The organism is Microcoleus sp. FACHB-SPT15 (assembly GCF_014849525.1).
GTDB lineage: Bacteria > Cyanobacteriota > Cyanobacteriia > Cyanobacteriales > Coleofasciculaceae > Symplocastrum > Symplocastrum torsivum.
In genome coordinates, this window is the sequence record NZ_JACJNU010000016.1 from 102,168 (window position 1) to 126,950 (window position 24,783).

Genomic DNA, 24,783 nt, shown 5'->3' on the forward strand with positions numbered 1-24,783 from the left:
TCACTTTTATGCAAAGTATCGAATTTTGTAAAATTTCTTTACAAAACTAATGCAGATAGGCACTATGGCGGCGAATCCGCCACAGAAGATGAAAATCTTCCTCTCTAACTTCCCCTGCCTATTTTCTAGAATCCCGTAGCTGACTAATACCCGTAGTATCAAAGGTCGAGCTGCTGCTGTGCTAAATGGTAGTAAAGACCTTGAAGCGCTATCAGCTCATCGTGAGTCCCCCGCTCAACCAGAATGCCTCGATCAAGAACGAGGATGAAATCCGCGTGTCGAACGGTAGAGAGACGGTGGGCAATAATCAAGGTGGTACGGGCGTGGCTAATCCGAGCTAAATTCTGCTGAAATCGCCGCTCAGAATCGGTATCTAGAGAACTAGTTGCTTCATCTAAAAGCAGTATGCGGGGGTCACCCAACAGAGCGCGTGCGATCGCAATTCGTTGCCGTTGTCCGCCGGAGAGATTGGTGCCCCGTTCCCCAACTTTCGTGTGGTATCCCAACGGCATATCTTGAATAAACGCATGAGCTTCCGCAAGCTTTGCCGCTTCAACCACTTGCTCCAGCGTGAAGTCACTCGCGTACAGGGTGATATTTTCTAAGATCGTTCCCGAAAATAGGAAGCACTCCTGCGGCACAACACCTAGCTGACTTCGTAAAGACTGGGGAGAAGCGTGTCGAATATCATGCCCATCAATACATACCCGACCACTCGTAGGTTGATACAAGCCCTGTAGTAGACTGACTAAAGTAGTCTTGCCCGAACCACTGCGACCGACAATTGCAACAGTTTGCCCCGGCATAACCTCAAAAGCAATATTCTGTAGAGTGTTGCGCTCCTGGTCTTGATCGTAGCGGAACGTAACATTTTCTAGTTTCACCTCACCCTGTAACCGAGGCAGAACCAGCAGAGGATTTTGAGGACTTTCTTCAGGTTGAGCGGAAAAAACATCATTCAGCCGCTCTACAGAAACCATAACTTCTTGAAACTCATCCCAAAGATTCACCAGTGCTAGCACAGGGTTGATGATGTTACCAATCATCATATTGAACGCCACAAACTGTCCAACACTCAGTTCTCCCCGAATGACAAGCGTTGCCCCGTACCACAGCAAAGCCGTTGACCCAAGAGTATTAATAAAGCCGCCTGTTGCTTGTAAGCCATTTGCTAGTTTCTGACCCCGAAATCGTACATTTAGGGTGCTGGTTAAGCTGTCTTCCCAACGCCAGCGCAACTCTCGCTCGGCGGCGGCGGCTTTTACGGTCGCAACACCCGTCATCATTTCGACAAGTGACGAGTTTTGCCTTGCTTCTTCGTTAAAGATTTCCCGTGACACTGCCCTTAAAAAGGGACTTGCGACAACAGTCAAAATGACAATCGGGGGAATTAGGGCAAGTACCAAAAGGGTGAGTTGCCAATTGTAATAAGCCATCAGCCCCAAATAGATCACTGCCATTAAGGCATCTAACCACGCCGTGACCGCTTGGCGCGTCATAAACACTTGGATTTTGCGGTTTTCCTGCACGCGGGTAATAATGTCACCCACATGGCGCGATTCAAAAAACTTGAGGGGTAAGGTTAAGGTATGGCTGATAAAGCCACTAATCAGGGTAAGGTCTAACCGATTGGCAAGATAGTCTAGTAGGTATTGGCGAACGGTACTTACGCCGATGCGCCAAACGCCGAATAAAAGTAGACCAATTGCGAAGACATGTAGGGTTGCAAAGCTTTTGTGTACAACAACCCGATCCAGAATGATTTGGGTAAATAGAGGGGTAATCAGCCCGAAAATCTGGATGAACACAGAGGCAAGGAGAATTTGCCCGATTAAGGAGCGGTAAGGCAAAAGCAAACGCCAAAAGCGGTTTAGAGAGTTTTTCTCGCTTTGAGCCGCTTGCAGTTGAGCAGTAGGATCGAGCAACAGAGCGTATCCAGTCCAGCCGTCCTGAAATTCCTGCAAGGAAAGCGATCGCTTTCCTATCGCGGGATCAGCCATCATGATACGGTTACCCTTTGCTCCATAGACAACTACATAATGATCGCCTTGCCAGTGAGCAATCCAAGGATTATTTTGATTAACTAAACGATTCAAACTTGCCCGGACAGGTTGTACATGAAATCCTAAGCGTTCTGCAGCGGCAGCTAAGCTTTTGAGGGATGCCCCAGCACGATCTATTCCAGCTAGATTGCGTATGGAATTGATGCTAAACCGTTTTCCCCAGTACTGTCCTATCATTGCAAGACAAGCAGCACTGCAATCGGAAGTGCTTTGCTGTTGGATGAAAGGATAGCGTCGCCAAAATCCTCGACGCCGATGAGCCGATGACGCGGGTTGAGGAAAAGTGATGCTCTGAGCGGTTGGCTGCTCTAAGGTGTCGGATTTAGCTTGAGTAATAGTTCTCGCCCTGTTGGGCGGATGAGGAACTGGTGCAGACTGAATCCGAGTCTGATTCGTCAATCGACTTGTGAGTGTACCGCGACCATTCTGAGTTGCTGTAGCTGTAGTTGGTTGAGGCGACTTTGGAGAGGTAGTAGCGGCTAAAATTGGGGCAATGGCTTGGGCTGCCTCCCAGTGTTCTGTGGGAAGCTGATAGACGACCAAATCAGTCTCGGCAATCCAATCGCAAGGTGTTGGATTGGGATATCCCCAGCTTTGCCCTACTGTGGGGGGATGGTGAGCATCTTGTCGGCTCTGAATTTCTCCACGGCGTAGCCAGAAGCGCCCAAACTCTGAAGGAGTTGACTCAACCAAAGACGAGCCAACCTCAATCCGTTTTTCTATTAAGTAGGGGAACAGTTGCCGTAGCTGATGGCTCGTCAAGTCTCGTAACTCTGTAGAGGTTTTGAGAAATAATAGGCATTGCCGCCAGATTGCCTGTTGTCGCAGGTATTCTTTTAGATTGGGGAGTTGTTCCAGCCAAGGCTTGAGTTGCTGCGTTGAAGTCCGAGCCACAAAACCGGGACTCGCTGCGATCGCCTTTTGGGGGGTGCCAGAGGCGATCGCCTTTTGTCTAACTCCGTCGACTGCACTATTTTGCTCAGAGATATTGCCCAATAACTCGTTAGCACCAAAGATTTCACCTGGCTCCAGCACAAGTGCCGAAACATCTCTTCCCTGCACCGCATCAAAGCTAAGTAGGCGCACCCGTCCCTGACCAACTATGAAAAAGCTACAGTTATTTTGTTCATCTTGTTTACCATGAACAGAATTATCTGGCGGCAGGGATGCACTATAGTCAAAAATTGAGTCGCCAAGTTGAAACTCACAAACTTCAAAAATTTGGCTAAATTCCGAAGCAAAGTTTGTGTCGGCTTGAGCTAGCCTCAAGAGCTGGAGAATGTTGGGAATGCTCGAATAACCGTCTTGTCGGTTCTGAGCCTTAGGTAAGCCTTGAACTTCTAACATCTGATTCATCAGTTAGCCTCTTAGCTTTGCAAGAACTACCTCATGACTAAAGAGAACCCTAGCCGTAGAGTGAGAGAAGCGGGGAGCCATCAGTCCAATACCCACGACTAAACTCATTAAACCGGCTAGGGCTTTCATCGCCAGTAGCCTATTTGCAGAGTCAGGTGGGGAGACCTCGCATGAGTGTACTATGATGTTAGCGATTGACTATGCCTATTCGGTTATAAAGATTAATTAACAGACTATTGGGCTATCGCTAATAGGACTTACGCATAGAGGCAAGATATCGGACGGGAGCAAAGCAAGAGCGCCCGACAGATGGTGATGGTGGTTCAAAAGTAGATATAGCAAACGGCAGAGGGCAGAGGGCTTTTATGCAGAAGGAAAAAGATTAACTAGTCTAGGTTTCAGTAATTGACTTTGTCCTAATTGCCTTGGCGACTTCTATATGCGTCAGTTCAGGCTAAGTGGAGTAAGAACACACAGAGGAAAAAGGGAGGAGGAAACATATTATGGTTTCCTCCTCCCTTTTTCTCCGTCTTCTTCCAACTACTAACAAGAAAGTGAAATAGTATAATTACCAACGTGCTTGGGGACCCGCCCAAACTTGGTTCATGACTTGACCATAAACCATCGGTTCGTCTTCATAAGCAAGGGCGGTTTGACCCATGAAATCAACAGCCCATACAGGTGGGTGTTCATCTCCCAATTCTCCAGCACGAAAGAGAACTTGATCGGGATTGGTTTGACTCCAACCCAACAAGACAGCGTTAGAGTATTGAATTCGTTCCGGTGCAATGGTACTGGTACGATTTTGCCGTCGATCCCAAATTACGGCGTAATCAGAGGCATCCGATGTACTAAACATGCCTTCAAACTGTCGCGCTAAGATGCGATCGCTTTCTTGTGACCAAGAGACTGGAATTAAAATTGCGATCGTCCCCGGCATATCCGCGTCTTGATTACTGACTAAGGGATTATCAGCCAAGGGAGAAGAAGCCGTGATCGTTCGCAAGTCTCCCGTCTCTAAATTTTCCAGAAACATCACACTCGTCACGCGGCTGCGGTAGAGTTCCGGCTGCGCGTACATCTGAATGCGACTATAGGCAGCATACTGACCGTCGGGAGAAATTAATGATTGGCTGCGATAGTAACGTGGTCCAAAATTTTCTGAAGTACCCACTTCAGCCTGGGTAGCGAGTACCCAATTCCAAGGTACGGGATGGGGACTATCCAGAGGGTCAAGCTGTACTCCAAGTTCAAGCATGTCGGGGGCGATTTCTTCAGGCACTTCAACAGGTACTTCAATTGAGGGCTGGGAAGAGGGCACCGATGACGGGTCTACGACCATAGGTAGATTTAGTGATGATGGGTCTACGACCATAGGCACATTCACAGAGTCTGCCTGAGCAGGTAGGTTATGTGCCATAAGGACTAGAGCGGCTAAAAGCATTCGGCATGGTTGTTCGCGAAACCATCCTACTAAACAGACTATTCTTTTAAGCATTGATGGAGGGTGAGGTTGCTAAACGGCGCGTCTTGTGTGAGGAGCAACGCCCAAGGAATGCTGCCGCAGTTCCTTATGTTATGTATAACAACTTAAGAATCCATCAACTCACTCATTTACGAAAGTTTTCACTTCGTGTTTACGAATTTTGATGTTATCCTCCCCTATTTTAGTAATGGGCTTCGACTTTTTACCCTAAATAGGGCATGATCAAATTCTCCATTTTCTTTATTATTCTTCTGTGGTCTGAATAAAATTCAGGAAAATCGGTGACCCAATCCGCTAATTCAGCAGCTAAGACTTCCCCTGACAAACCGAGCAGTCGGCAACCGTGGTTACTCGTCCTAATTTTCCGACTGCTACTCCTAGGCGTTGGTGGGGGGTTAGCCCTAATTTCGGGCATTGCATTTGCGAACATCTATCCTAATCCGAGTCCAGAGAAACCTCTACTCATTAAGCTACTAGAGCGTCTTGAAAATAAGGCACTAGTAACCGCGCCCGATACCAGCCCAACAATTGCTGCAAATACCAGCAATTCGTCACTACAGTTAACACCTGTACAACGACAACAGGCACAAGCCGAGTTGACACAATTACAAAATCAGTTTAGAGCATTAAGCAATGCTGTTGTGGCTCTGGAAAGTCAACTCGGTATCCGTCGCTCCAATGAATTTCTCGACACACGACTAGAAGCGATCGCTTTACAAATCCAAGACGTACCTGCTAACAGTACAAATGCTACGTCGTTAGGAAGCGTCAGCGCTAACCAAATTGGGGCATCCTCTGTGTCTATTGTTCAATCTGACAAATTGAAGGTAACATTGCCCAGCGACCTTTTATTTGAAGAGAGCAACAGTATTTTACGTTCCGAGGCGGGTCTAATTTTAGACAAAATCGTCGCGGATTTACGAAAATATCCTTCCAGTACCATCCGCATTGGTGCCCATACTGACTCGAAAGGGGAAGCCGAAGACAATCGAGAATTGTCATTTCGCCGCGCTAAAGCCGTTGAGCAATATTTTGCCAATGCCTTAGATGGTGAATACCGATGGTTAGTAGTCGGCTACGGCGCAACTTATCCCCTTGTCACCGACGAGTCTGCACCTAATCAACAACGAAACCGCCGAGTTGAGATTGCGATTAATTAGAAGTTAGGCACCATAAGACGAAAGCTCACAACGTTCGCGTAGCGTTCTCCGCAGGAGTAGGAATGAAAATTTTTCTTACTGCTTCTGCCCTCTGCCTCCCCAACCTCCCCTGCTCCCTCTTCCAATTCCCTAATGAGAGTTGTTTTCTTCGGTACTCCTCAATTCGCCGTACCTAGCTTAGAACGCTTAGTTAACCATTCTGAATTTGAAGTTTTGGGTGTCGTTACCCAACCAGATAAGCGTCGAGGGCGCGGTAACCAATTGACTCCCTCACCCGTAAAAGCCGTTGCTCTAACGCATCAACTACCAGTTTGGCAACCGAAGCGGGTGAAGAAGGATGCCGATACTCTCACCCAGTTACGTCAGACAGAAGCCGATGTCTTTGTTGTCGTTGCCTATGGACAGATTCTCTCTCAAGAGATTCTCGATATGCCAAAGCTGGGTTGTATTAATGTTCATGGCTCAATTCTGCCGAAGTATCGGGGGGCTGCTCCGATTCAGTGGGGTCTGTATCATGGCGAGACAGAAACTGGGATCACAACGATGCTGATGGATGCGGGGATGGACACCGGAGCAATGCTGCTGAAGGCTTACACACCGATTCAGCTATTGGATAATGCTCACCAGTTAGCCCAGACGCTGGCAAGTTCCGGAGCTGATTTATTAGTTGAAACGCTCCTGAAACTGGGAAAACAGGAGATTCAAGCGATCGCACAAGATGAATCCCAAGCTACCTATGCGCCATTGATTCAAAAGTCTGATTATTGCCTGGATTGGTCACGCCCTGCAATTGATTTACATAATCAGGTGAGGGGATTTATCCCAAACTGCGTTGCCTCATTTCGAGACAAAGCTCTAAAAATTATTACCACTGCTCCCCTTGACTCGGCTTACCTATCCCAACTCCCTCCGGAGTTAACAGTGCTGGAGCAGGAGTTGTCTTCTCTTGCTGGAAAGTCAGAGCGTACAGGAGAAGTGATGAAAATTGTCAAGGGGATTGGTCCAATTATTCAAACGGGAGAGGGGCTATTGCTGTTGTGGGAAGTGCAGCTAGCTGGCAAGCGCCCTCAGTCTGGCTGGGATTTTGCCAATGGAATGCGTTTAATGGTGGGTGAGGTTCTAGGTAATGGCTACGTTTAAAGTTCTGGTTTTGAGGGTTTATAGAAGCCGCAAGAGTCGCAGAACCCCTCTGGGTTGACCAAGAAGAATACAGGAGTTCAGAAGTTCAGAAGTTCAGAAGTCCCGACCTCGGCATGTTAAAGGCGACCCAGAAGAAACTGAAAATTTACTGTCTTGCGGAAGTATATTCTCCTTGAGGAGACTGGGCATAGTAATGGTGATAGTAGTCTGGGGAGCTAGTTGTATAACCTTTGACACCATTGGCAACGAGGCCTAGAACACGGGCGTGAGAGGTTCTTAACCCATACAGAACTTGGGTCAATACGGCGCGATCGGTTCTGCCGAGTCCTACAACCATGACGATTCCATCGGTATGAGCGGCGAGAAGTCGAGCGTCAGCTAGACCCAGGAGAGGGGGTGTATCAAAAATTACCAGGTCGAAAGCTTCTTGGAAGCGTTCAACTAAGTTTCGCATCTTTTTGGAACATAGAAGCCGAGTTGGGTCAGGGGGGATTTGGCCGGCTGTTAGAACAAAGAGATTGTCTTCCAAAGGCGATCGCTGAATTACATCATCAACATTAATTTCGCTAGAGATGACATTACTCAGTCCCCACACGTTTGGTAAATCGGTTCGTACATGAACCTGAGGACGGCGCAAATCGGCATCTACGAGTAATACCCGTTGTCCCATTGCGGCGGCGGCTTGTGCTAGGTAGGTGGCTACGGTGGATTTACCATCGGCGGGAACCGATGAACTGAGGACTAACGAGCGAATTGGTTGGTCGGGACTGAGAAACTGGAGGTTGGTATTGAGTGAGCGAAAGGCTTCTAATAAGGGAGAGGCACTATAACCACCATAAGAGCGACCGTGAAATTCTACTGGATCGGGTGTGGCTTCACCAGGCTTGGTGCGGCGTGCCTTGAGTTCTTTTGTAAAGGGGATGGTTCCTAATACAGGTAAGCCAGTGCTGTCTTTGAGTTCGTCGGGAGAGTGAAACACCTTATCGAGCTTTTCGGCTAGCAACCCAGCACCAGCGCCTGCGAGTAATCCTGCGATCGCGCTGAGGACAAGACCGCGTGGTACGTTGGGTGAGATTGGCGCTTCGGGTTGTTTTGGCTCGGAAAGCTTCTGCCAGGGCGGGGTTTTTTGGGATTCTTCTATTTGTAGTGTCTCTCGAACGGCGAGAAAGCGACCTAGGCTTTCTGTTGCAACCTTTAAATCCCGTTGGTAATCTGTGTAACGACGGGCAATGGCTGGCAAATTTGTGATTTGCTGATTTAGCAGGTTTTCCGCAGCGGCAATCTCTCTAGTGCGGACTTCCAGAAGCTCGATTTGATTAGTTGTCTCGACTAGCTTTTGAGTTAGGTCTTGGCGAATGGAACTAGGGGATGCTAAGGATGGGGCATCGCTAGGGACACCGGAAGTACTATTGCCGATTACTGTTGAGGCTTCCTTCTCAATCAGAGGTAGTAATCTTTCTCTTTCTTCGACCAGTCTTTGAACGATTGGGTTTTCTTCTGTGAATCGCGCTGACTCAGTGGCAATCTTCGTGTCTAGTTCAGTCAGTTTGTCGAGTAACTCTTGGTAGCGGGGGCCTTCTGACAGGGCTGTTGCTGCGATCGCTTGGTCGGGTGTTACCCCCAACTGACCTAATTGACTCTGTAGCTCTACATAGAGTTGTTTCGATTCATCTAGCTGAGTTTGGGCTTCTTGGCGTTGTTGGACAACTTCGCTAATCCGATTGGTTAACAGTGTACCCTGAGTTTCTGGATCGACAATTCGGTAATTTTCGCGCAGCTCCTGGATTTTCTGCTGAAGGCTTTTGACTCGACCTTGGAGTTCCTTTGTCTGGGTATTAACAAATTCGAGTCCTTGTTTTACGCTGTTGCGCTGCTCAACTTGAGAGTACTTGACATAGCCCTCAGCAAGCTCCTTCAAGATAAACTGAATTTTTTCGGGGTCTGAGTCTTGGTAGCGAACTTCTAAAATTTTGGTTTCTGCTAGTCGGGAGATAGCCAGCTTGCTTCTGAGGGTGTCGTAGTCAATTTCTGGATATCGAGCTTGGATGTTCTTCAGGATGGGAGAGATAACCTGGGGACTCCACAAGACTTGGATTTGAGTCTGGTAGTCGGGTCCCTGGACTTTGATACCAGCGTTTTGGCTGAGGGATTGAGTGAGTTTATCAACCTGGTCTTCACCAGACACGGGTCCCACTAAAAGCTGGAACTTGCCTTCATAGTTGGGAACCTGCTTCAAGACTTTGGAGGCGACTCCAGAGCTAACTGCGATCGCTACTCCGGCAATGATGATTAGCCGACGACGAGCGATCGCCAGTATCTTGCGTAGATCGAACTTGTCTTCGTCTTCAGATAACCCAGTTGTGTAGAGTGAAGACAAGTGGGGTGCCTGATTACCGCTACCGTAAGGCGGCATCGGCTGATAATCTCCATCTGGACCCATAGTTCAAAAACACTGAAGTTTGCGCGAGGAAGGTAAGGTTGATTCTCTCGATGCTAGAAAAAGCGATCGCGAGGATTACCCCTCTCCTCAAGCGTTACCAATTACTGATACAGGACTTGTGCCGTCTATCAGGACAAACTTTTGAAGGTTTGAATAGATCCAAGATTAGTGATTGGCGAAAGATTTGAGCTGTGGTAATTCTTTTGGGCGTATGTCCCTGAGTGGTGTTATCCGGATTCTTAGAGCAAACTTGGGTATTATTTGTTACTTAAGTAAGTGTTATTGGCTGTTTGGGCAGCAATCTTAGTTCATTTTGTAAAGCAAGTGTAAGACTTGCTATTTATCCTACATCCAGAAGCTCTCTGCTTTCTAACTTAATTTATATAGATGCACACTAAAGAACTGATTATTGAAGCAGGTCGGACAGAAAGCCAGTATTGGAAAGACCTTTGGCGTTATCGAGAATTATTTTACTTCCTGGCTTGGCGTGATATTCTGGTGCGCTACAAGCAAACGGTGATTGGCATTGCTTGGGCACTGATTCGACCTTTTTTAACAATGATTGTTTTCAGTGTGGTGTTTGGCACACTGGCAAACTTACCGTCTGGGGATGCGCCTTATCCTATTCTGGTCTTTGCAGCATTGCTACCTTGGCAGTTTTTTGCAAATGCGCTGTCTGAATGCAGTAACAGCTTGATTAGCAATGCAAATTTGATTTCTAAAGTTTATTTTCCCCGCTTGATTGTGCCTACCAGCGCGGTGATTGTCAGCTTTGTGGATTTTCTGGTTTCGGGGATGATTTTGCTGGCACTGATGGCTTGGTACAACTTCGTACCTAGTTGGCGTATTGTGACGCTACCGTTGTTTATCGGCATTGCTTTTGCCGCCTCAATTGGAGCGGGGTTGTGGTTGGCAGCACTGAACGTGAAGTATCGGGATTTTCGCTACATTGTGCCGTTTATTGTGCAGTTTGGTTTGTATATCTCGCCAGTTGGGTTTAGTAGCAATATTGTCTTCCAACGGTTTCCCCAGTGGGGTTGGATCTATTCTCTCAATCCAATGGTGGGAGTAATTGATGGTTTCCGTTGGGCAATTTTAGGTGAGGAATCGAATCTTTATTTACCAGGATTCATGCTCTCTATAGGGTTAGTAGTGCTGCTACTTCTTAGTGGTGTTTGGTATTTTCGTAAGGTGGAACGCACATTTGCAGACGTGATTTAACAGAAATAAAGCTATCCAATATTTTCAAGAGTATTATATTCTCTAAGCTAAAAAATGAACTTTGTCTAAATTCAAATAAAGTCAATCAATTATAAAAGTTGTTTAAACTTCGAGAATATAAATTGAATCATAAACAAAACTTGATAGAGTTGAATTGAACAGAAAAAAAGCGTTGAGCTAGCGTAAATATCTAAAGGAAATATTAGTTTTAATAGAGGTAAAACCACTCTAAACTTTAACTCCTAAAAACAGAATTTTACCTTACTGACGACCCTAAATTGATGTTCTACAAAAATCACCCAAAAATTCACTTGGACTCTTATGTATATTTCTGGAACTGAGAATAATGACTTTCTCGTTGCCAACAGTGCGTTAGATAGCACTCTTGATGGTTTAGGAGGGAATGACACTTTGTTGGGGGGAGCAGGCAATGATACTCTCAACGGGGGCGACGGGAACGACAGCCTCAATGGGGGTGCAGGCAATGACACTCTCAACGGGGGCGCAGGTGATGATACTTACATAGTTGACAGCCTTGGTGACCAAGTGGTCGAAGCACCAGGCGCAGGCGTAGATACTGTTCGTGCCAGCGTTAACTATACCCTGAGCAACGATGTCGAGAATTTGTATCTCACGGGCAACGCTATCCTTGGTACGGGTAATAGTATTAACAATATCCTTGTCGCTAATGCTGCATTAGGTAGTACTCTCGATGGTTTAGGAGGGAATGACACTCTGTTGGGGGGAGCAGGTAATGATACTCTCAACGGGGGCGACGGGAACGACAGCCTCAATGGGGGAGCAGGTAATGACACTCTCAACGGAGGGACAGGTGATGATACTTACACAGTTGACAGCCTTGGTGACCGAGTGGTGGAAGCACCAGGCGCAGGCGTAGATACTGTTCGTGCCAGCGTTAACTATACCCTGAGCAATGATGTCGAGAATTTGTATCTCACGGGCAACGCTACTCTTGGTACGGGTAATAGTATTAACAACTACCTTGTCGCTAATGCTGCATTAGGTAGCACTCTTAATGGTTTAGGAGGGAATGACACTCTGTTGGGGGGCGCAGGTAGTGATACTCTCAACGGGGGCGACGGGAACGACATCCTCAATGGGGGGGCAGATGCTGACTTTCTTTTTGGGGGTGCAGGTGATGATACTTACACAGTTGACAGTTTTGATGACCTCGTGGTGGAAGCAGCAGGCGCAGGCGTAGATACTGTTCGTGCCAGCATTAACTATACCCTGGGTGACAATGTAGAGAATTTGATTCTCTCAAGCAGCGCTACTGCTGCTAGGGGCAATAGTAGTAACAACTACCTTGTAGCTAATGCTGCATTAGGTAGCACTCTTAATGGTTTAGGAGGGAATGACATTCTGTTGGGGGGCACAGGTAATGATACTCTCAACGGAGGTGACGGGAACGACAGCCTTACTGGGGGAGCAGGCAATGACCGACTCGTCGGCTTTTGGGGCAACGATACTCTAATCGGCGGGGCTGGTAGTGATCGCTTTGAGTTCTTCTCTAGTTCTTTCGCAATGATAGGTGTCGATGTGATCACTGACTTTACCAGTGGTCAAGACAAAATGGTTCTATACACCAACAATTTCTCTGGACTTATAGCTGCCAATTTTTCGTTTGCAATCGCCACTAGCAATGATGACGCAGCTAGCAATAGTGCAAGAATTATCTACAACTCGACTAGCGGTAGCTTGTTCTACAACCAAAATGGAGATGGAAGTGGCTTTGGTGAGGGAGGTCAGTTTGCTACGCTAGCACCTAATCTTATGGTTACAGCCAACGACTTTGTAGTTAGCTCATCTTTCTCGTAATCCTCTTGATCTAATCATGTAACGAGGAGGCTTTAGGGGGTGGAATGTGTGAACCACTCCCTATACTTTTAGACTTAGGCAGGCTAGGCTGAACATCAAAAGCCTCTCTGTTCTTTTTCTGCTGCGAACATCATGCCAACATTAGCGTACTGAGCTTTTGCTCTCATCCTTAATTCTTCTCCTTTCCTAACAGGAAAAAGCAGTAGAAATTGAGTTTTTACGTTCCATTAATAGACCTAAGTGTTTGAAGCTTTAACTAAAAAATCTAGTTAAAGTTATTGATAATTTCCACTATTAATCAAAAATTATATTCAAAAAAAATACAATTCAGAAATATTTATTTAGTTTTCATTAAGACTAGGTAGTCTGCAAAATACATTTAAACTCTCAGAATATAAATAAATTGACAAGTTAAACTTAATATATTGATTTGAGCAACAATTATAGCTGTCATTAACTGTAAATCTTGATAAGGTTATTTCTTAATTTGGGATAAAAACTGTCCTAAGATTTAACTCCTAAAAACAGAATTTTACCTTACTGACGACCCTAAATTGATGTTCTACAAAAATCACCCAAAAATTCACTTGGACTCTTATGTATATTTCTGGAACTGAGAATAATGACTTTCTCGTTGCCAACAGTGCGTTAGATAGCACTCTTGATGGTTTAGGAGGAAATGACACTCTGTTGGGGGGAGCAGGTAATGATACTCTCAACGGGGGTGACGGAAACGACAGCCTCAATGGGGGTGCAGGCAATGATACTCTCAACGGGGGCGCAGGTAATGATACTTACATAGTTGACAGCCTTGGTGACCAAGTGGTGGAAGCACCAGGCGCAGGCGTAGATACTGTTCGTGCCAGCGTTAACTATACCCTGGGCAATGATGTCGAGAATTTGTATCTCACGGGCAACGCTACTCTTGGTACAGGTAATAGTGCTAACAACTACCTTGTCGCTAATGCTGCATTAGGTAGTACTCTCGATGGTTTAGGAGGGAATGACACTCTGTTGGGGGGAGCAGGTAATGATACTCTCAACGGGGGCGACGGGAACGACAGCCTCAATGGGGGGGCAGGCAATGACACTCTCAACGGGGGCGCAGGCAATGATACTTACACAGTTGACAGCCTTGGTGACCGAGTGGTGGAAGCACCAGGCGCAGGCGTAGATACTGTTCGTGCCAGCGTTAACTATACCCTGGGCAACGATGTCGAGAATTTATATCTCACGGGCAACGCTACTCTTGGTACGGGTAATAGTGCTAACAACTACCTTGTCGGTAATGCTGCATTAGCTAGTACTCTTGATGGTTTAGGAGGAAATGACATTCTGTTGGGGGGAGCAGGTAGTGATACTCTCAACGGGGGCGACGGGAACGACAGCCTCAATGGGGGAGCAGGTAATGATACTCTCAGCGGAGGTACAGGTGATGATACTTACACAGTTGACAGCCTTGGTGACCAAGTGGTGGAAGCACCAGGCGCAGGCGTAGATACTGTTCGTGCCAGCGTTAACTATACCCTGGGCAATGATGTCGAGAATTTGTATCTCACGGGCAACGCTATCCTTGGTACGGGCAATAGTAGTAACAACTACCTTGTAGCTAATGCTGCATTAGGTAGCACTCTTAATGGTTTAGGAGGGAATGACACTCTGTTGGGGGGAGCAGGTAATGATACTCTCAATGGGGGTGCAGGTGATGATACTTACGTGATTGACAGCCTTGGTGACCAAGTGGTCGAAGCACCAGGCGCAGGTGTGGATAGTGTCTATGTCAGCATTAACTATACCCTAGGCAACGATGTCGAGAATTTGTATCTCACGGGCAACGCTACCCTTGGTACGGGCAATAGTAGTAACAACTACCTTGCCGCTAATGGTGCATTAGCTAGTACTCTTGATGGTTTAGGAGGGAATGACACTCTGTTGGGGGGTACAGGTAACGATACTCTCAACGGGGGCGACGGGAACGACAGCCTCAATGGGGGTATAGGCAATGATACTCTCAACGGAGGGGCAGGTGATGATACTTACGTGATTGACAGCGTTGGTGACCAAGTGGTGGAAGCACCAAGCGGAGGTGTGGATAGTGTTTTTATCTTTACCCGTAACTATACTGCCTTTACCGATGTCGAGAATGTGTATCTCGCGGGTGAAGCTGTCTCTTATCGTGCTTCTGCTAGCGAAAGCCTTGACAACTACTTAGTAGCCAACTCCACCTTAAATAGCGTCATCTATGGCATTTTTGGTAAGGATACCCTCATTGGTGGTGCAGGCAATGACTATCTCGATGGTGGTGAAGACAATGACCTAATAACTGGTGACGCAGGCAATGATCGCCTCGTCGGCTTCTGGGGCAATGATATTCTAATCGGCGGGGGGGGTAGTGACCGCTTCGAGTTCTTCTCTAATGCCTCTGGAACGTCTAGTTCTTTCGCAATGATGGGTGTCGATGTGATCACTGACTTTACTAGTGGTCAAGACAAAATGGTTCTTTATACCGACAACAACAATTTTTCGGGACTTTCAGCTTCCCGCTTTTCGGTTGCAATCGTCACCGACAATAATCAGGCAGATAAGAACAGGGCGGACATTGTCTACAACTCGACTAACGGTAGCTTGTTCTACAACGAAAATGGAAATGGAAATGGCTTTGGTAGTGGAGGTCAGTTTGCTACGCTAGCACCTAATCTCACGCTTACAGCTAATGACTTTATCATCACCTCATCTTTCTCGTCACCCTCTGTAATCTAATCATGTAGGGAGGATGCTTTGGGGAGTGGGAGGTATGAACCACTCCTCATTTTTCCTTTTCTACCTTCTTGTAATACGAGTTTTCAGTATCTATCCTGATTAATTCAACAGAGATTGAATGAAGGAACAGAGTTGAGCGATCGCAAATTTTATTCCAACTAGGAATTTAATAGCAGTTGCTTAAATTCCTAAGTACATATTCAGTTTCGATACAACTGAGACCTTTTTTTGAGCAAGGTAAAGAATGCCTGTATAGTTTCGTCCTGATGAACTAACAGAGGCGCTGGATTACAAGATAGATACCCTGTCTATAGTATGTCTGATACAGTTATTCGGGTCGAGAATCTCGGTAAGAAATATATTCTTGGTCACCAAAGGCAGGAACGTTACACCGCGCTGCGGGATGTAATGGCTAATGGAGCCAGGTCTTTGGGACGCAAGTTGCTGAAGCCTGTAGGCAAAAAAGTGTCTGACCCAGTGGTTGAGGAGTTTTGGGCACTGAAGGATGTTTCGTTTGAGATAAAGAGGGGCGATCGCGTTGGCATTATCGGTCGCAATGGCGCAGGCAAATCAACATTATTAAAGATTTTGAGTCGCATTACCGAACCAACTCAAGGTCGCATTTCTATTAAAGGGCGAGTAGCTAGTCTTTTAGAAGTAGGAACAGGTTTTCATCCAGAGTTAACTGGTAGAGAGAACATCTATCTCAACGGTGCCATTCTGGGAATGAGCAAAGCCGAGATTAAAAAGAAGTTTGATGAAATTGTTGACTTTGCTGTAGTGGAAAGGTTTTTAGATACGCCAGTGAAACGTTATTCTTCGGGAATGTATGTACGCCTTGCTTTTGCTGTGGCTGCCCACTTAGAGCCAGAGATTTTAGTTGTGGATGAAGTGCTAGCCGTGGGGGATGCTCAGTTTCAAAAGAAGTGTCTGGGTAAGATGCAGGATGTAGCTGAACAAGGCAGAACTGTGTTCTTCGTGAGCCACAACATGCAAGCTATTTCGACTCTGACGCAGCGTTGTCTGATGCTCTCCAAAGGACAATGTGTCTACCAAGGGGCGACTGAAGGTGGAATTGCTGTGTATCTGAGCGAAGGATGCAATGAAGAAATGATCTACACAGATGTACCATCTTCTGTAGAGCCAAGAATTACACGGGTGGAATTGCACACTTCAGAGCCGAGTAACACTCAAATTCATGGCGAGCTAATGGAAGTAAAATTTGAAATTTCTACACCAATACCGATAAACGGTGCTGCACTTTCCTTCCAAGTATATGATTCCCTTCAACAGCCTGTGCTTCACATTTTAATACTAGATTCGGAGCTGCCCATGTGTCGTGAACCAGGAGTTTTTCACCTAGTTTGCCGAATACCTAAACTACGAATTTACATTGGTCGTTACTACCTCAAGGTACATTTTGCCGAACGAGCTACTGGCAAAAAAATCCAAACACTTGATAACCTTTGTCCCTTTGAGGTGGTAGCTTATGGTAAGTATCGTGATGGTTATTGGTCACCCAATACTGCTAAATATGTAGAAGAAGCCGAATGGGAAGCTAGTAAAGTTTGGAAGTAAAAAGGAGGTTTTTAACATTATTTATTCTAAAGTTAGTAGCGATAACCTCTAATTTTTTTATTTCAAGATGAAGATACGATTGAAATTTTATTGGACGAGAACAAGGGTTGTATGAATCAATCTCTCACAGAAGTTAAGACCTATTATGACAAACATGTTACTGGTAAGCTAAGAGGATTTGTCGAAGGAAACCAACGGGTTGAACGCGCTTGGTTGACTATTGAGCAATGGGCCCCCAAGACCCCTCAACGCATATTGGAAGTTGGTTGCGGTATTGGTGATATTTGCTGGAGGATGGCTTATCGCTGGTCAGCAGCCGAGGTTGTGGGTCTTGATGTTAGTTCCAGGTCACTGGAAATTGCCAGAAAACTGTTTGGCTCGTCGAGACTGTCTTTTGTCGAAGGGCCGCTTGTGAAGGGTTTGCTTGTTGGTAAATTTGACTTGATTGTACTCATGGATGTGTATGAGCATATAGCTCTTGAAGACAGACCCGCATTGCATGAAGCTTTGAGGGAATTGCGAAGTGATGAAGGTGCAATTATTCTCGCATTTCCTACTCCGCGTCACCTAGCCTGGTTACGCCAAAATATGCCTGAGGAGATCCAACCTGTGGATGAAGATGTCAACATTGCGGCAATTCAGGCTTTAGCGGAAGACATAAGCACAGAAGTACTCTCATACCAAGAAGTTGATGTTTGGCATGAAGGTGATTATGCCCATTCTGTACTTGGAAATCGCCAAGGTTGGGTGAGCGCTAATAAAAATCATTTAGCTGATGGATTTATCAACCGAATTATTGTCAAGTTGTTATCAAGCAAACCTGGAGCGCTTATTCCGCAAAGGTCAAAAAGGCTCTCTCTGGTTCATAAAAACCTTGGTTTTGAAGCCTATCCTGATAAGAAGCTTCGTTAAGCTCATATTATAAAGAGCTGATATCCGTCTACTAATTCTCTTTTCTCAGCAATACAAGAATAATATTTATGCTGTCCTTACCTCAGTATCTATCCATGAATTCTGCTTCAGAATTAAATAGCAAAATTAGGGCGATTCTTAGAGGGATTTATTACAGAGTGAAAAATGTGAGAGAAAAAGAATTTGAATGTCCTATTTGTAGTTATCATGGACCATTCAATGATTTTTTTCCAGCTACTGGATTGAGGAAATATGCAATATGTTTTCGATGTGGTTCTATGGAAAGGCATCGTCTTCAAAAGTTAGTTTTAGACAAGATTTTAAAACAAAATAATAACTTAACAAGTAGGATAATGCATTTTGCTCCAGAATCATTTTTTAAAGATTATTTCAAACATATATTTCGGGATTATTTAACTGCTGACCTATATATGAACAACGTAGATTTCAAGTGTGATATAACCTCACTGCCTTTTAAGAATGAGGAATTCGATCTTGTATTTGCCTCTCACGTATTGGAACATATTAAAGATGATTTAAAGGCTATCTCCGAAATAAAAAGGGTTTTGAAACCAGGAGGAATAGCTATTTTACCTGTTCCTATTGTTTGTAAAAATACTGTGGAATATTCTGAACCTAACCCCCTAGAAACCTTTCATGTCAGAGCACCTGGAGAAGACTACTATGAACGTTACTCTCAAGTATTTTCGCGAGTAGAACTATTTTCATCTAAAGATTTTCCTGAAAAGTATCAAACATTTATATATGAAGATAGAAGTATTTATCCAAACGAAGCCTTCCCAATGCGCCAGCCATGTCTAGGAGAAAAGCACATTGATATCGTACCTGTATGTTTTGTGTAAATGAATAACTTAGACTGCCGTTTGAAGTTTTGGTAGGAATAGGCAATGAATCTACAAGAAACGTTCTTAAATCCTCGTTGCACAGCAGAAAATCTTGACAGATTTTTAGTGCGGAGTTCTATTCTGAGTGCCCTAAAGGAGACTTTACCAAGTTTTTGTGGAACTCTTTTGGATATTGGCTGTGGCTACATGCCTTATAAGCAGCTAGTGCTGACACCACCAAGCCGCACAGAAAAATACATTGGCTTAGACCTGAAAGATAACGCCTACCAAAAGCCTGATTTGGAATGGGATGGGATCACCATACCATTAGCAGACAGCTCAGTTGATTGCGTCTTGGCAACTGAAGTTTTTGAACACTGCCCAGAGCCTAAAGTAGTGATGAGTGAATTAATTCGTGTCTTGAAACCGGGTGGCATACTATTCTTCACCGTACCTTTTCTTTGGCCACTGCATGATGTGCCACACGATGAGTATCGTTACACTCCGTATGCTCTAGAGCGTCACCTCCGAAATGCTGGATTTGAGCAAATAAACTTTAAAGCTCTTGGTGGTTGGGATGCAAGTTTAGCTCAAATGATTGGCTTATGGGTACGACGCCGACCAATGCCACCACGTAAACGGACGATTCTTTCAATGCTACTTCTTCCAGTTGTCCGGTTATTGGCAAAGCTAGATATGCCACCAATAGAATTCTCAGAAAGCCTGATGATCACTGGTATCTCAGGAACAGCAATTAAGCCTTCATTATGAACAAGCCCCTTGCGATTGTTGCACCAAGAATTGGCGCTCGTTCCGAGACTTTTATTCAGAGACACATGCAGGATTTACTGCCAGGAAACACAGTTATAGTAGCGGCAGTCAATAGCTCTGATGCTGATGATTGGAACGTAGATTGCCCTATCTTGGTAAGGAATTGGCTCCACAAAGGCGGGTACAGAGAACGTATGGTTCGAGCTGCTACCCAAATGGTTCAGTCCGTTACGCAAAACTTGGGCTGGCGACCAGCAGAGCGTCCTTGGGAATTTATCAAAGAGGCTGCAAAAGAGTTCTTACAGAAGTACCAAGTACAGGTAATTATGGGAGAGTACTTAGACTTATGCTTTCCCTGGCTGCAAGTTGCTCAAGAGTTAGGCATCCAGTTTTTTGGTCATGCTCATGGCTACGATGTTTCATACAGCTTGCAGGATGCTAAATGGCGGAAGAAATATTTACGCTACAACGAAACTGGTGGAATTATTACCATGAGCCAAGCCAGTCGGGAGAGGCTTTTATCTCTGGGTTTGCAGCCCAATAAGGTGCATGTTGTGCCCTATGGAATTGAGGTGTCTGATAATCCCTTAAAAAGGACTGAACAGGAAATTGTTCACTGTCTAGCTGTAGGACGCATGGTAGCTAAAAAAGCACCGCTCAAAACTTTGGAGGCATTTCGTCAAGCTTCTGAAACCTGTCCAAAGTTACGGTTAGATTATGTAGGCGCTGGTGAATTGCTACCCTCTGCTCAAGAATTTGTCCGTATCTTTAACTTGGGTGAGAAAGTGACACTACATGGTGGTCAATCTAATGCAGTTGTGCAGCAGTTGATGAAAAAGGCTGATATCTTTCTGCAACATAGCATGACCGATCCAGAGAGTGGAAATGAGGAAGGGTTACCTGTAGCGATTTTGGAAGCAATGGCTCAAAGCCTGCCAGTAGTTTCAACTCATCATGCTGGAATTCCGGAAGCTGTGTTAGATACCTTCACGGGCTATTTGGTTGATGAAGGAGATAGTGTGGGAATGGCAGAATGCTTGGTTGCGCTTACCCGCGATCCTGACTTACGAGTGCGCCTAGGTGAAGCTGGCTGGCGTAGGGCAAAAGAACATTTCTCTTGGGAAAAGGAGCAAGGAGAATTACTAAGAATACTGGGACTTAGCTCCAGCTTAAAAAATAAATAATAAGGAATATCCGTTACATCTAAGTCTCAATTTTTGCACCGGTGAACATAGCATCTTATAGCATGTCGCATTAGCCTGGAGTCAAGACCTATTCTGAGAATAAATTCTTTGAATGGAGTCATGAAATTGCTTGTGTAATAGGTTAAATAGCATATAGAAAAGATGGATATAATTCGTGATTCTAGTTCAGATTTTACAACTAAGACGTGCCACGGGCGATGGATGAGTGAAGATTATGATCCTGGATTAGTTTCTGTTATCATTCCAAGCTATAACCGAGTTAATTTTCTCCCTGAAACCCTTGAATCCGTTAAATTCCAAACCTATCGACCTATTGAACTAATTGTGATCGATGACGGTTCTACTGACAATACAAAGTTGCTGATCGATCAATGGATAGCGACATCTCGCCAAGATTCAAGATTTTCTATTCGTTATTTTTATCAAGATAACAAAGGTGCTCCGGCAGCAAGGAATATTGGCTTGATTGAATCCAATGGAGAATACATTCAGTATTTGGATTCTGACGATGTCTTACACCCAATGAAAATTGAGATTCATGTAGCTGCCCTTAACCTTTCACCAAAGTGTGATTACGTTTGGTCTGAATATAAGGTGTTTAAAAGTATTGAAGAACTTTTATTTACTCAATACAATATTGAAGATTTACTAACTTGTGAAACCTTGATGGTAACAGCCGAAGTCATGAAAATACCTAATACAGGTTGGAGTGGATTATATAGAAGAAATCTCTGTGTGTTAACTGGTCCTTGGAATGAGAATCTAGCACGATGGCAAGATTTTGAATACAATGTTCGTTCCGCCTATTTACGCCCTCGCTCTCGATATATAAGTGCTTGCCTTCATTTTTGGCGTCATCATGGGACTGGAAGAATAGAAAATTTGAAGAAAAGTCCGGAAGGTATTCAAAAAGCTTTTGATAGTTTAGATGCAGTCAAGAATTTTCTTCAAAACAATGGATTAGATACAATCTATATACGCAATGAGATTGTGAGATATTACTTTTTGATTATGCGCCAAGCTATGAAAGCCGGAACACCGGAGCAAGTCTATGCGGCTATAAACGGTGCCCATGAGCAAAAACTAGGTAGAAATCTCAGATTAAAATTAAATCTAATTAAATTTATGTTTAGTAATTTTGGAGGTGGATGTAGTCTTTTTGCTTTTGATGCTTATGGAATAATAATGATAAATCTATCAAGAATCTTAGGTTTATTTAAATCATCAAAAAACAAGAAAATTTCTCGCTTGGACTCTTTTAGCAGTTAAAAATCAAGAAAATGCTCAAGTCTTTCTTTTATTATCGCCCCTTCGCCGATCGCACTCTCTGCCATTTTCTGAAACAACGTCTGACTTTACCTGAGCTTTCACTCCAAGACTTGTTTGAAGACTTTAACGAGCAACCTGTTACTCTGCATCAACTGCCCCGTGGTGCTTGGTCTACCCCTACAGCTGATGTGGTAATGCTACTGAAAGTTGCGCTATGTTCCAAGCCGAAAAAGCTGCTGGAAGTGGGAAGTTTCCGAGGCTATACAGCTCTCTACTTGGCACAACACGTTTCGTCTGATGCCAAAATTGTCACTGTAGACCGCTATCCTGAACACGGCGAAGCCTACCGGAATACTCGTTATGCCTCAATGATTGAGCGCCGTATTGGTGAAACCAGTACGTCAATGTATCAACAGGATATGCCTGGTTCATACGACCTGATTTTCATTGATGCCGATCATTCCTACGAGGGTGTGAAGCATGACACTGAACTTGTTTTGCCTCTGGTCTCTCCAACTGGCTTTATCCTCTGGCACGATTACGCCAACTGGGGTTATTTCGATGGTAAGAATGGTGTTCCCGAATATCTAAAGCAGCTTTCTGAAAAGCTTCCGATCGCTCATATCATTGGCTCTGATGTGGCCATTTACTCTCCAGCCTGGGCTGGAGAGCAAAAACAGCACTATGAGAATGCTATTCAGTCGAAGGTTCATCCGAACCAGGTAAACCCTTGGAAAATCATGTCCGTGCGTGGATAGTGCATCATGATTTTTCTCTACTCTGATGTACTGTATCAAGCTGGCGGTATCGAAACCTATCTGCACGCTTTAGCTCTTCATTTACACAATCAAGAGATACCCTTTCGGGTGGTGGTGGCAGAGTTAGAGCAATGTCCACTAGTCGATGAGTTGGTAGAGAAGGGCATAGAAGTTTACCGTCAGAGGCGATTACCAGGCGATCGCTGGTTAGTCAGACAGCACTTCATGCTGACTTGGTTGGCAACCCAACTGCAACCTGGGGATTGGGTATTCTGCGTGCGTCAGCCCATGCCTGAACTTTACCTCAGAATGGTTCGGTTGGTGCATCAGCGCCAAGCCCGCATCGCGGCAAGTTGGATGTTTGCACCAGAATTCCTGTCGCCAGTACCTCCCTATGGTGAAAAGTTCTGTCAGGCAGTGGCTGAGACAGATGCGGTGATTTCCGTTTCAAAGTGTACGGCTCACCAGTTTAAGGAAGTGTATGGGTACACAGGGCAGGTGCATGTAGTTCCATACCACAATCTACTTTTCTTCCCAGAACCAATTCCCCTTCCTCCTGATCCACCCTGGAAGATTGGGTTTATCGGGCGTCTCGATATCAAGCAGAAGAATTTGGATACCCTGTTGCAAGCTCTAGTACCTGTAGTTCAAGAATGGCAGCAGGTTGAGTTACACCTCTACGGTCGAGGACCAGACCAAAGCCAACTGGAAGCGTTAGCGATAAGTCTCGGTATCCAAAAGCAGGTTGTATTTCACGGTGCCTATGACCACCGCAAAGATTTAAGGCAAATAATGGCTGATTGTCATTTCTTTGTCTATCCCTCACGTTTTGAAGGTGGTCCCTGCTTTACCCTCCTGGAACTCATGCAAGCTGGACGCTTTTGTGTCGCTGCTCCTGTGGGAGGAATTCCTGATCTATACAAAGGCTTTCCGAAAGTAGGGTTATTAGTCTCTCCCAATAATTCCTCTGAACTAAGTCAGGGGATGCTCACTGCTCTAGAACAGGTAGCGAATGGGTCAATCCGTATGGATAAGATACGCGATCGCTACTTTGATGGATTTGATATGGCATCTGCACATCAAGCTTGGACATCGGTTATTAAGGTGAACCAATGAATCTGCTTCGCAATGCTAAAACTCTTCTCTCAAATCCCGAAATTGCTTGGAACTATTCAAGTTACTGGGTAAGTAAACTGACAAACTCAGGTCAAGCGATACGGGTTTTTCCTGATGGCATCAAAGTTACTGGTCTAAGCGGTTTCAGTGAATTTCATTCCTGTAATCAATATGTCAGCCGCAAAGAGAGAGAGTTTCTGCAAAATTACCCTTTAGGCTCAGGCGACTTAATCGACATTGGGGCAAACCTGGGACTCATCACTGCAATTTTAGCCAAACAGTTTCCCGAACGGCAGGTACATGCCTTTGAGCCAAATCTTTCCACATTTCAATCTTTACAAGCCAATATTGCCATCAATGGTCTCACCAACGTCAAAGCACAACAATGTGCTGTAGGTAAACATAACGGTGAAGTATCTTTCATCGCTGACCCAATTCATAGGGCTACCTGTAGTATGGCAACCTCAGAGGCTCAGTACAGTGTTTCTGTCCCATGCACAGCGTTGGATTCTTACATAAAAAAGCAGTCCATCAACAAGATTGCTTTTCTGAAGGTTGACGTAGAAGGATACGAAACTCTTGTGTTTCAAGGCGCTGAGGAAATACTTAAGCGTCAACAAGTCCAGCTAATTTACTATGAGGTTTGCCCGATTTTAACGAAAAAAGCCGGATTTGAACCAGAAGTACCTACACAGATGCTAGTGCAAAACGGTTATCAGATTAGCAAGCTCAACAATCAAGGTGGTTTAATGCCAGTAAATTTAGAAACTATCCATCAGATTAATTTAGAAAACTGGATTGCTATTCCAGCATAAATTACCTGCATTAGCGATAAATAATAAAGAGTTTTTAGAGGAAATAAAT

The 24,783-nt window shown here is 45.0% G+C and carries 17 protein-coding genes; 14 read left to right on the top strand and 3 right to left on the bottom strand.

All coding sequences use genetic code 11. The features are described from left to right. Positions 1-158 precede the first annotated feature (158 nt). Positions 159-3,410, bottom strand: coding sequence for an ABC transporter transmembrane domain-containing protein (locus H6F98_RS06075; RefSeq protein ID WP_199348321.1), 3,252 nt, complete (start codon positions 3,408-3,410; stop codon positions 159-161). Between the two features lie 577 nt (positions 3,411-3,987). Next, positions 3,988-4,839, bottom strand: coding sequence for a hypothetical protein (locus H6F98_RS06080; protein ID WP_242058400.1), 852 nt, complete (start codon positions 4,837-4,839; stop codon positions 3,988-3,990). Positions 4,840-5,186: 347 nt separating this feature from the next. On the opposite strand from H6F98_RS06080, the gene H6F98_RS34385 reads away from it, so the two are divergent. Further along, positions 5,187-6,065: an OmpA family protein gene (locus H6F98_RS34385; protein ID WP_192217773.1), complete on the top strand. Its 879-nt coding sequence runs from the start codon at positions 5,187-5,189 to the stop codon at positions 6,063-6,065. A gap of 132 nt (positions 6,066-6,197) precedes the next feature. Continuing rightward, positions 6,198-7,205 (top strand): methionyl-tRNA formyltransferase, encoded by a 1,008-nt coding sequence (gene fmt / locus H6F98_RS06090; RefSeq protein ID WP_192217774.1) that lies wholly within the window; start codon positions 6,198-6,200, stop codon positions 7,203-7,205. A gap of 145 nt (positions 7,206-7,350) precedes the next feature. On the opposite strand, the gene H6F98_RS06095 is transcribed toward fmt, so the two are convergent. Next, the gene (locus H6F98_RS06095) at positions 7,351-9,645 is read right to left on the bottom strand and encodes a polysaccharide biosynthesis tyrosine autokinase (RefSeq protein ID WP_192217775.1); all 2,295 of its coding nucleotides are present in this window, start codon (positions 9,643-9,645) and stop codon (positions 7,351-7,353) included. 387 nt (positions 9,646-10,032) lie between these two features. Here H6F98_RS06095 and H6F98_RS06100 point away from each other — a divergent pair, with 387 nt between their 5' ends. From H6F98_RS06100 to H6F98_RS06165, 12 genes are all read left to right on the top strand, one after another. Next, positions 10,033-10,866, top strand: a complete 834-nt coding sequence (locus tag H6F98_RS06100; protein WP_192217776.1) for an ABC transporter permease — start codon at positions 10,033-10,035, stop codon at positions 10,864-10,866. A gap of 321 nt (positions 10,867-11,187) precedes the next feature. Beyond that, a complete protein-coding gene (locus H6F98_RS06105) occupies positions 11,188-12,705 on the top strand; it encodes a calcium-binding protein (protein WP_192217777.1) in 1,518 nt (505 codons plus the stop codon). A 597-nt stretch (positions 12,706-13,302) separates the two neighbouring features. Then, entirely contained in the window at positions 13,303-15,465 is a 2,163-nt protein-coding gene (locus H6F98_RS33955; RefSeq protein WP_277927525.1) for an S-layer family protein, read from the top strand. A 315-nt stretch (positions 15,466-15,780) separates the two neighbouring features. Beyond that, the gene (locus H6F98_RS33370; protein ID WP_192217778.1) at positions 15,781-17,043 is read left to right on the top strand and encodes an ABC transporter ATP-binding protein; all 1,263 of its coding nucleotides are present in this window, start codon (positions 15,781-15,783) and stop codon (positions 17,041-17,043) included. Between the two features lie 111 nt (positions 17,044-17,154). Further along, the gene (locus tag H6F98_RS06130; RefSeq protein ID WP_192217779.1) at positions 17,155-17,955 is read left to right on the top strand and encodes a bifunctional 2-polyprenyl-6-hydroxyphenol methylase/3-demethylubiquinol 3-O-methyltransferase UbiG; all 801 of its coding nucleotides are present in this window, start codon (positions 17,155-17,157) and stop codon (positions 17,953-17,955) included. 95 nt (positions 17,956-18,050) lie between these two features. Then, complete coding sequence (locus H6F98_RS06135) at positions 18,051-18,818, top strand: class I SAM-dependent methyltransferase (protein WP_192217780.1); 768 nt, start codon at positions 18,051-18,053, stop codon at positions 18,816-18,818. 45 nt (positions 18,819-18,863) lie between these two features. Continuing rightward, the gene (locus H6F98_RS06140) at positions 18,864-19,571 is read left to right on the top strand and encodes a class I SAM-dependent methyltransferase (RefSeq protein WP_192217781.1); all 708 of its coding nucleotides are present in this window, start codon (positions 18,864-18,866) and stop codon (positions 19,569-19,571) included. Continuing rightward, positions 19,568-20,755 (top strand): glycosyltransferase family 4 protein, encoded by a 1,188-nt coding sequence (locus tag H6F98_RS06145; RefSeq protein WP_192217782.1) that lies wholly within the window; start codon positions 19,568-19,570, stop codon positions 20,753-20,755. The genes H6F98_RS06140 and H6F98_RS06145 overlap by 4 nt, the downstream gene beginning before the upstream one ends. A 162-nt stretch (positions 20,756-20,917) precedes the next feature. Then, complete coding sequence (locus H6F98_RS06150) at positions 20,918-22,045, top strand: glycosyltransferase family 2 protein (RefSeq protein ID WP_206759642.1); 1,128 nt, start codon at positions 20,918-20,920, stop codon at positions 22,043-22,045. A gap of 11 nt (positions 22,046-22,056) precedes the next feature. Beyond that, positions 22,057-22,803: a class I SAM-dependent methyltransferase gene (locus H6F98_RS06155; RefSeq protein WP_192217784.1), complete on the top strand. Its 747-nt coding sequence runs from the start codon at positions 22,057-22,059 to the stop codon at positions 22,801-22,803. A gap of 6 nt (positions 22,804-22,809) precedes the next feature. Next, entirely contained in the window at positions 22,810-23,919 is a 1,110-nt protein-coding gene (locus H6F98_RS06160) for a glycosyltransferase family 4 protein (protein ID WP_192217785.1), read from the top strand. Continuing rightward, entirely contained in the window at positions 23,916-24,734 is an 819-nt protein-coding gene (locus tag H6F98_RS06165; protein WP_192217786.1) for an FkbM family methyltransferase, read from the top strand. Before H6F98_RS06160 ends, H6F98_RS06165 begins: the two co-directional genes overlap by 4 nt. The last annotated feature ends 49 nt before the right edge of the window (positions 24,735-24,783 follow it).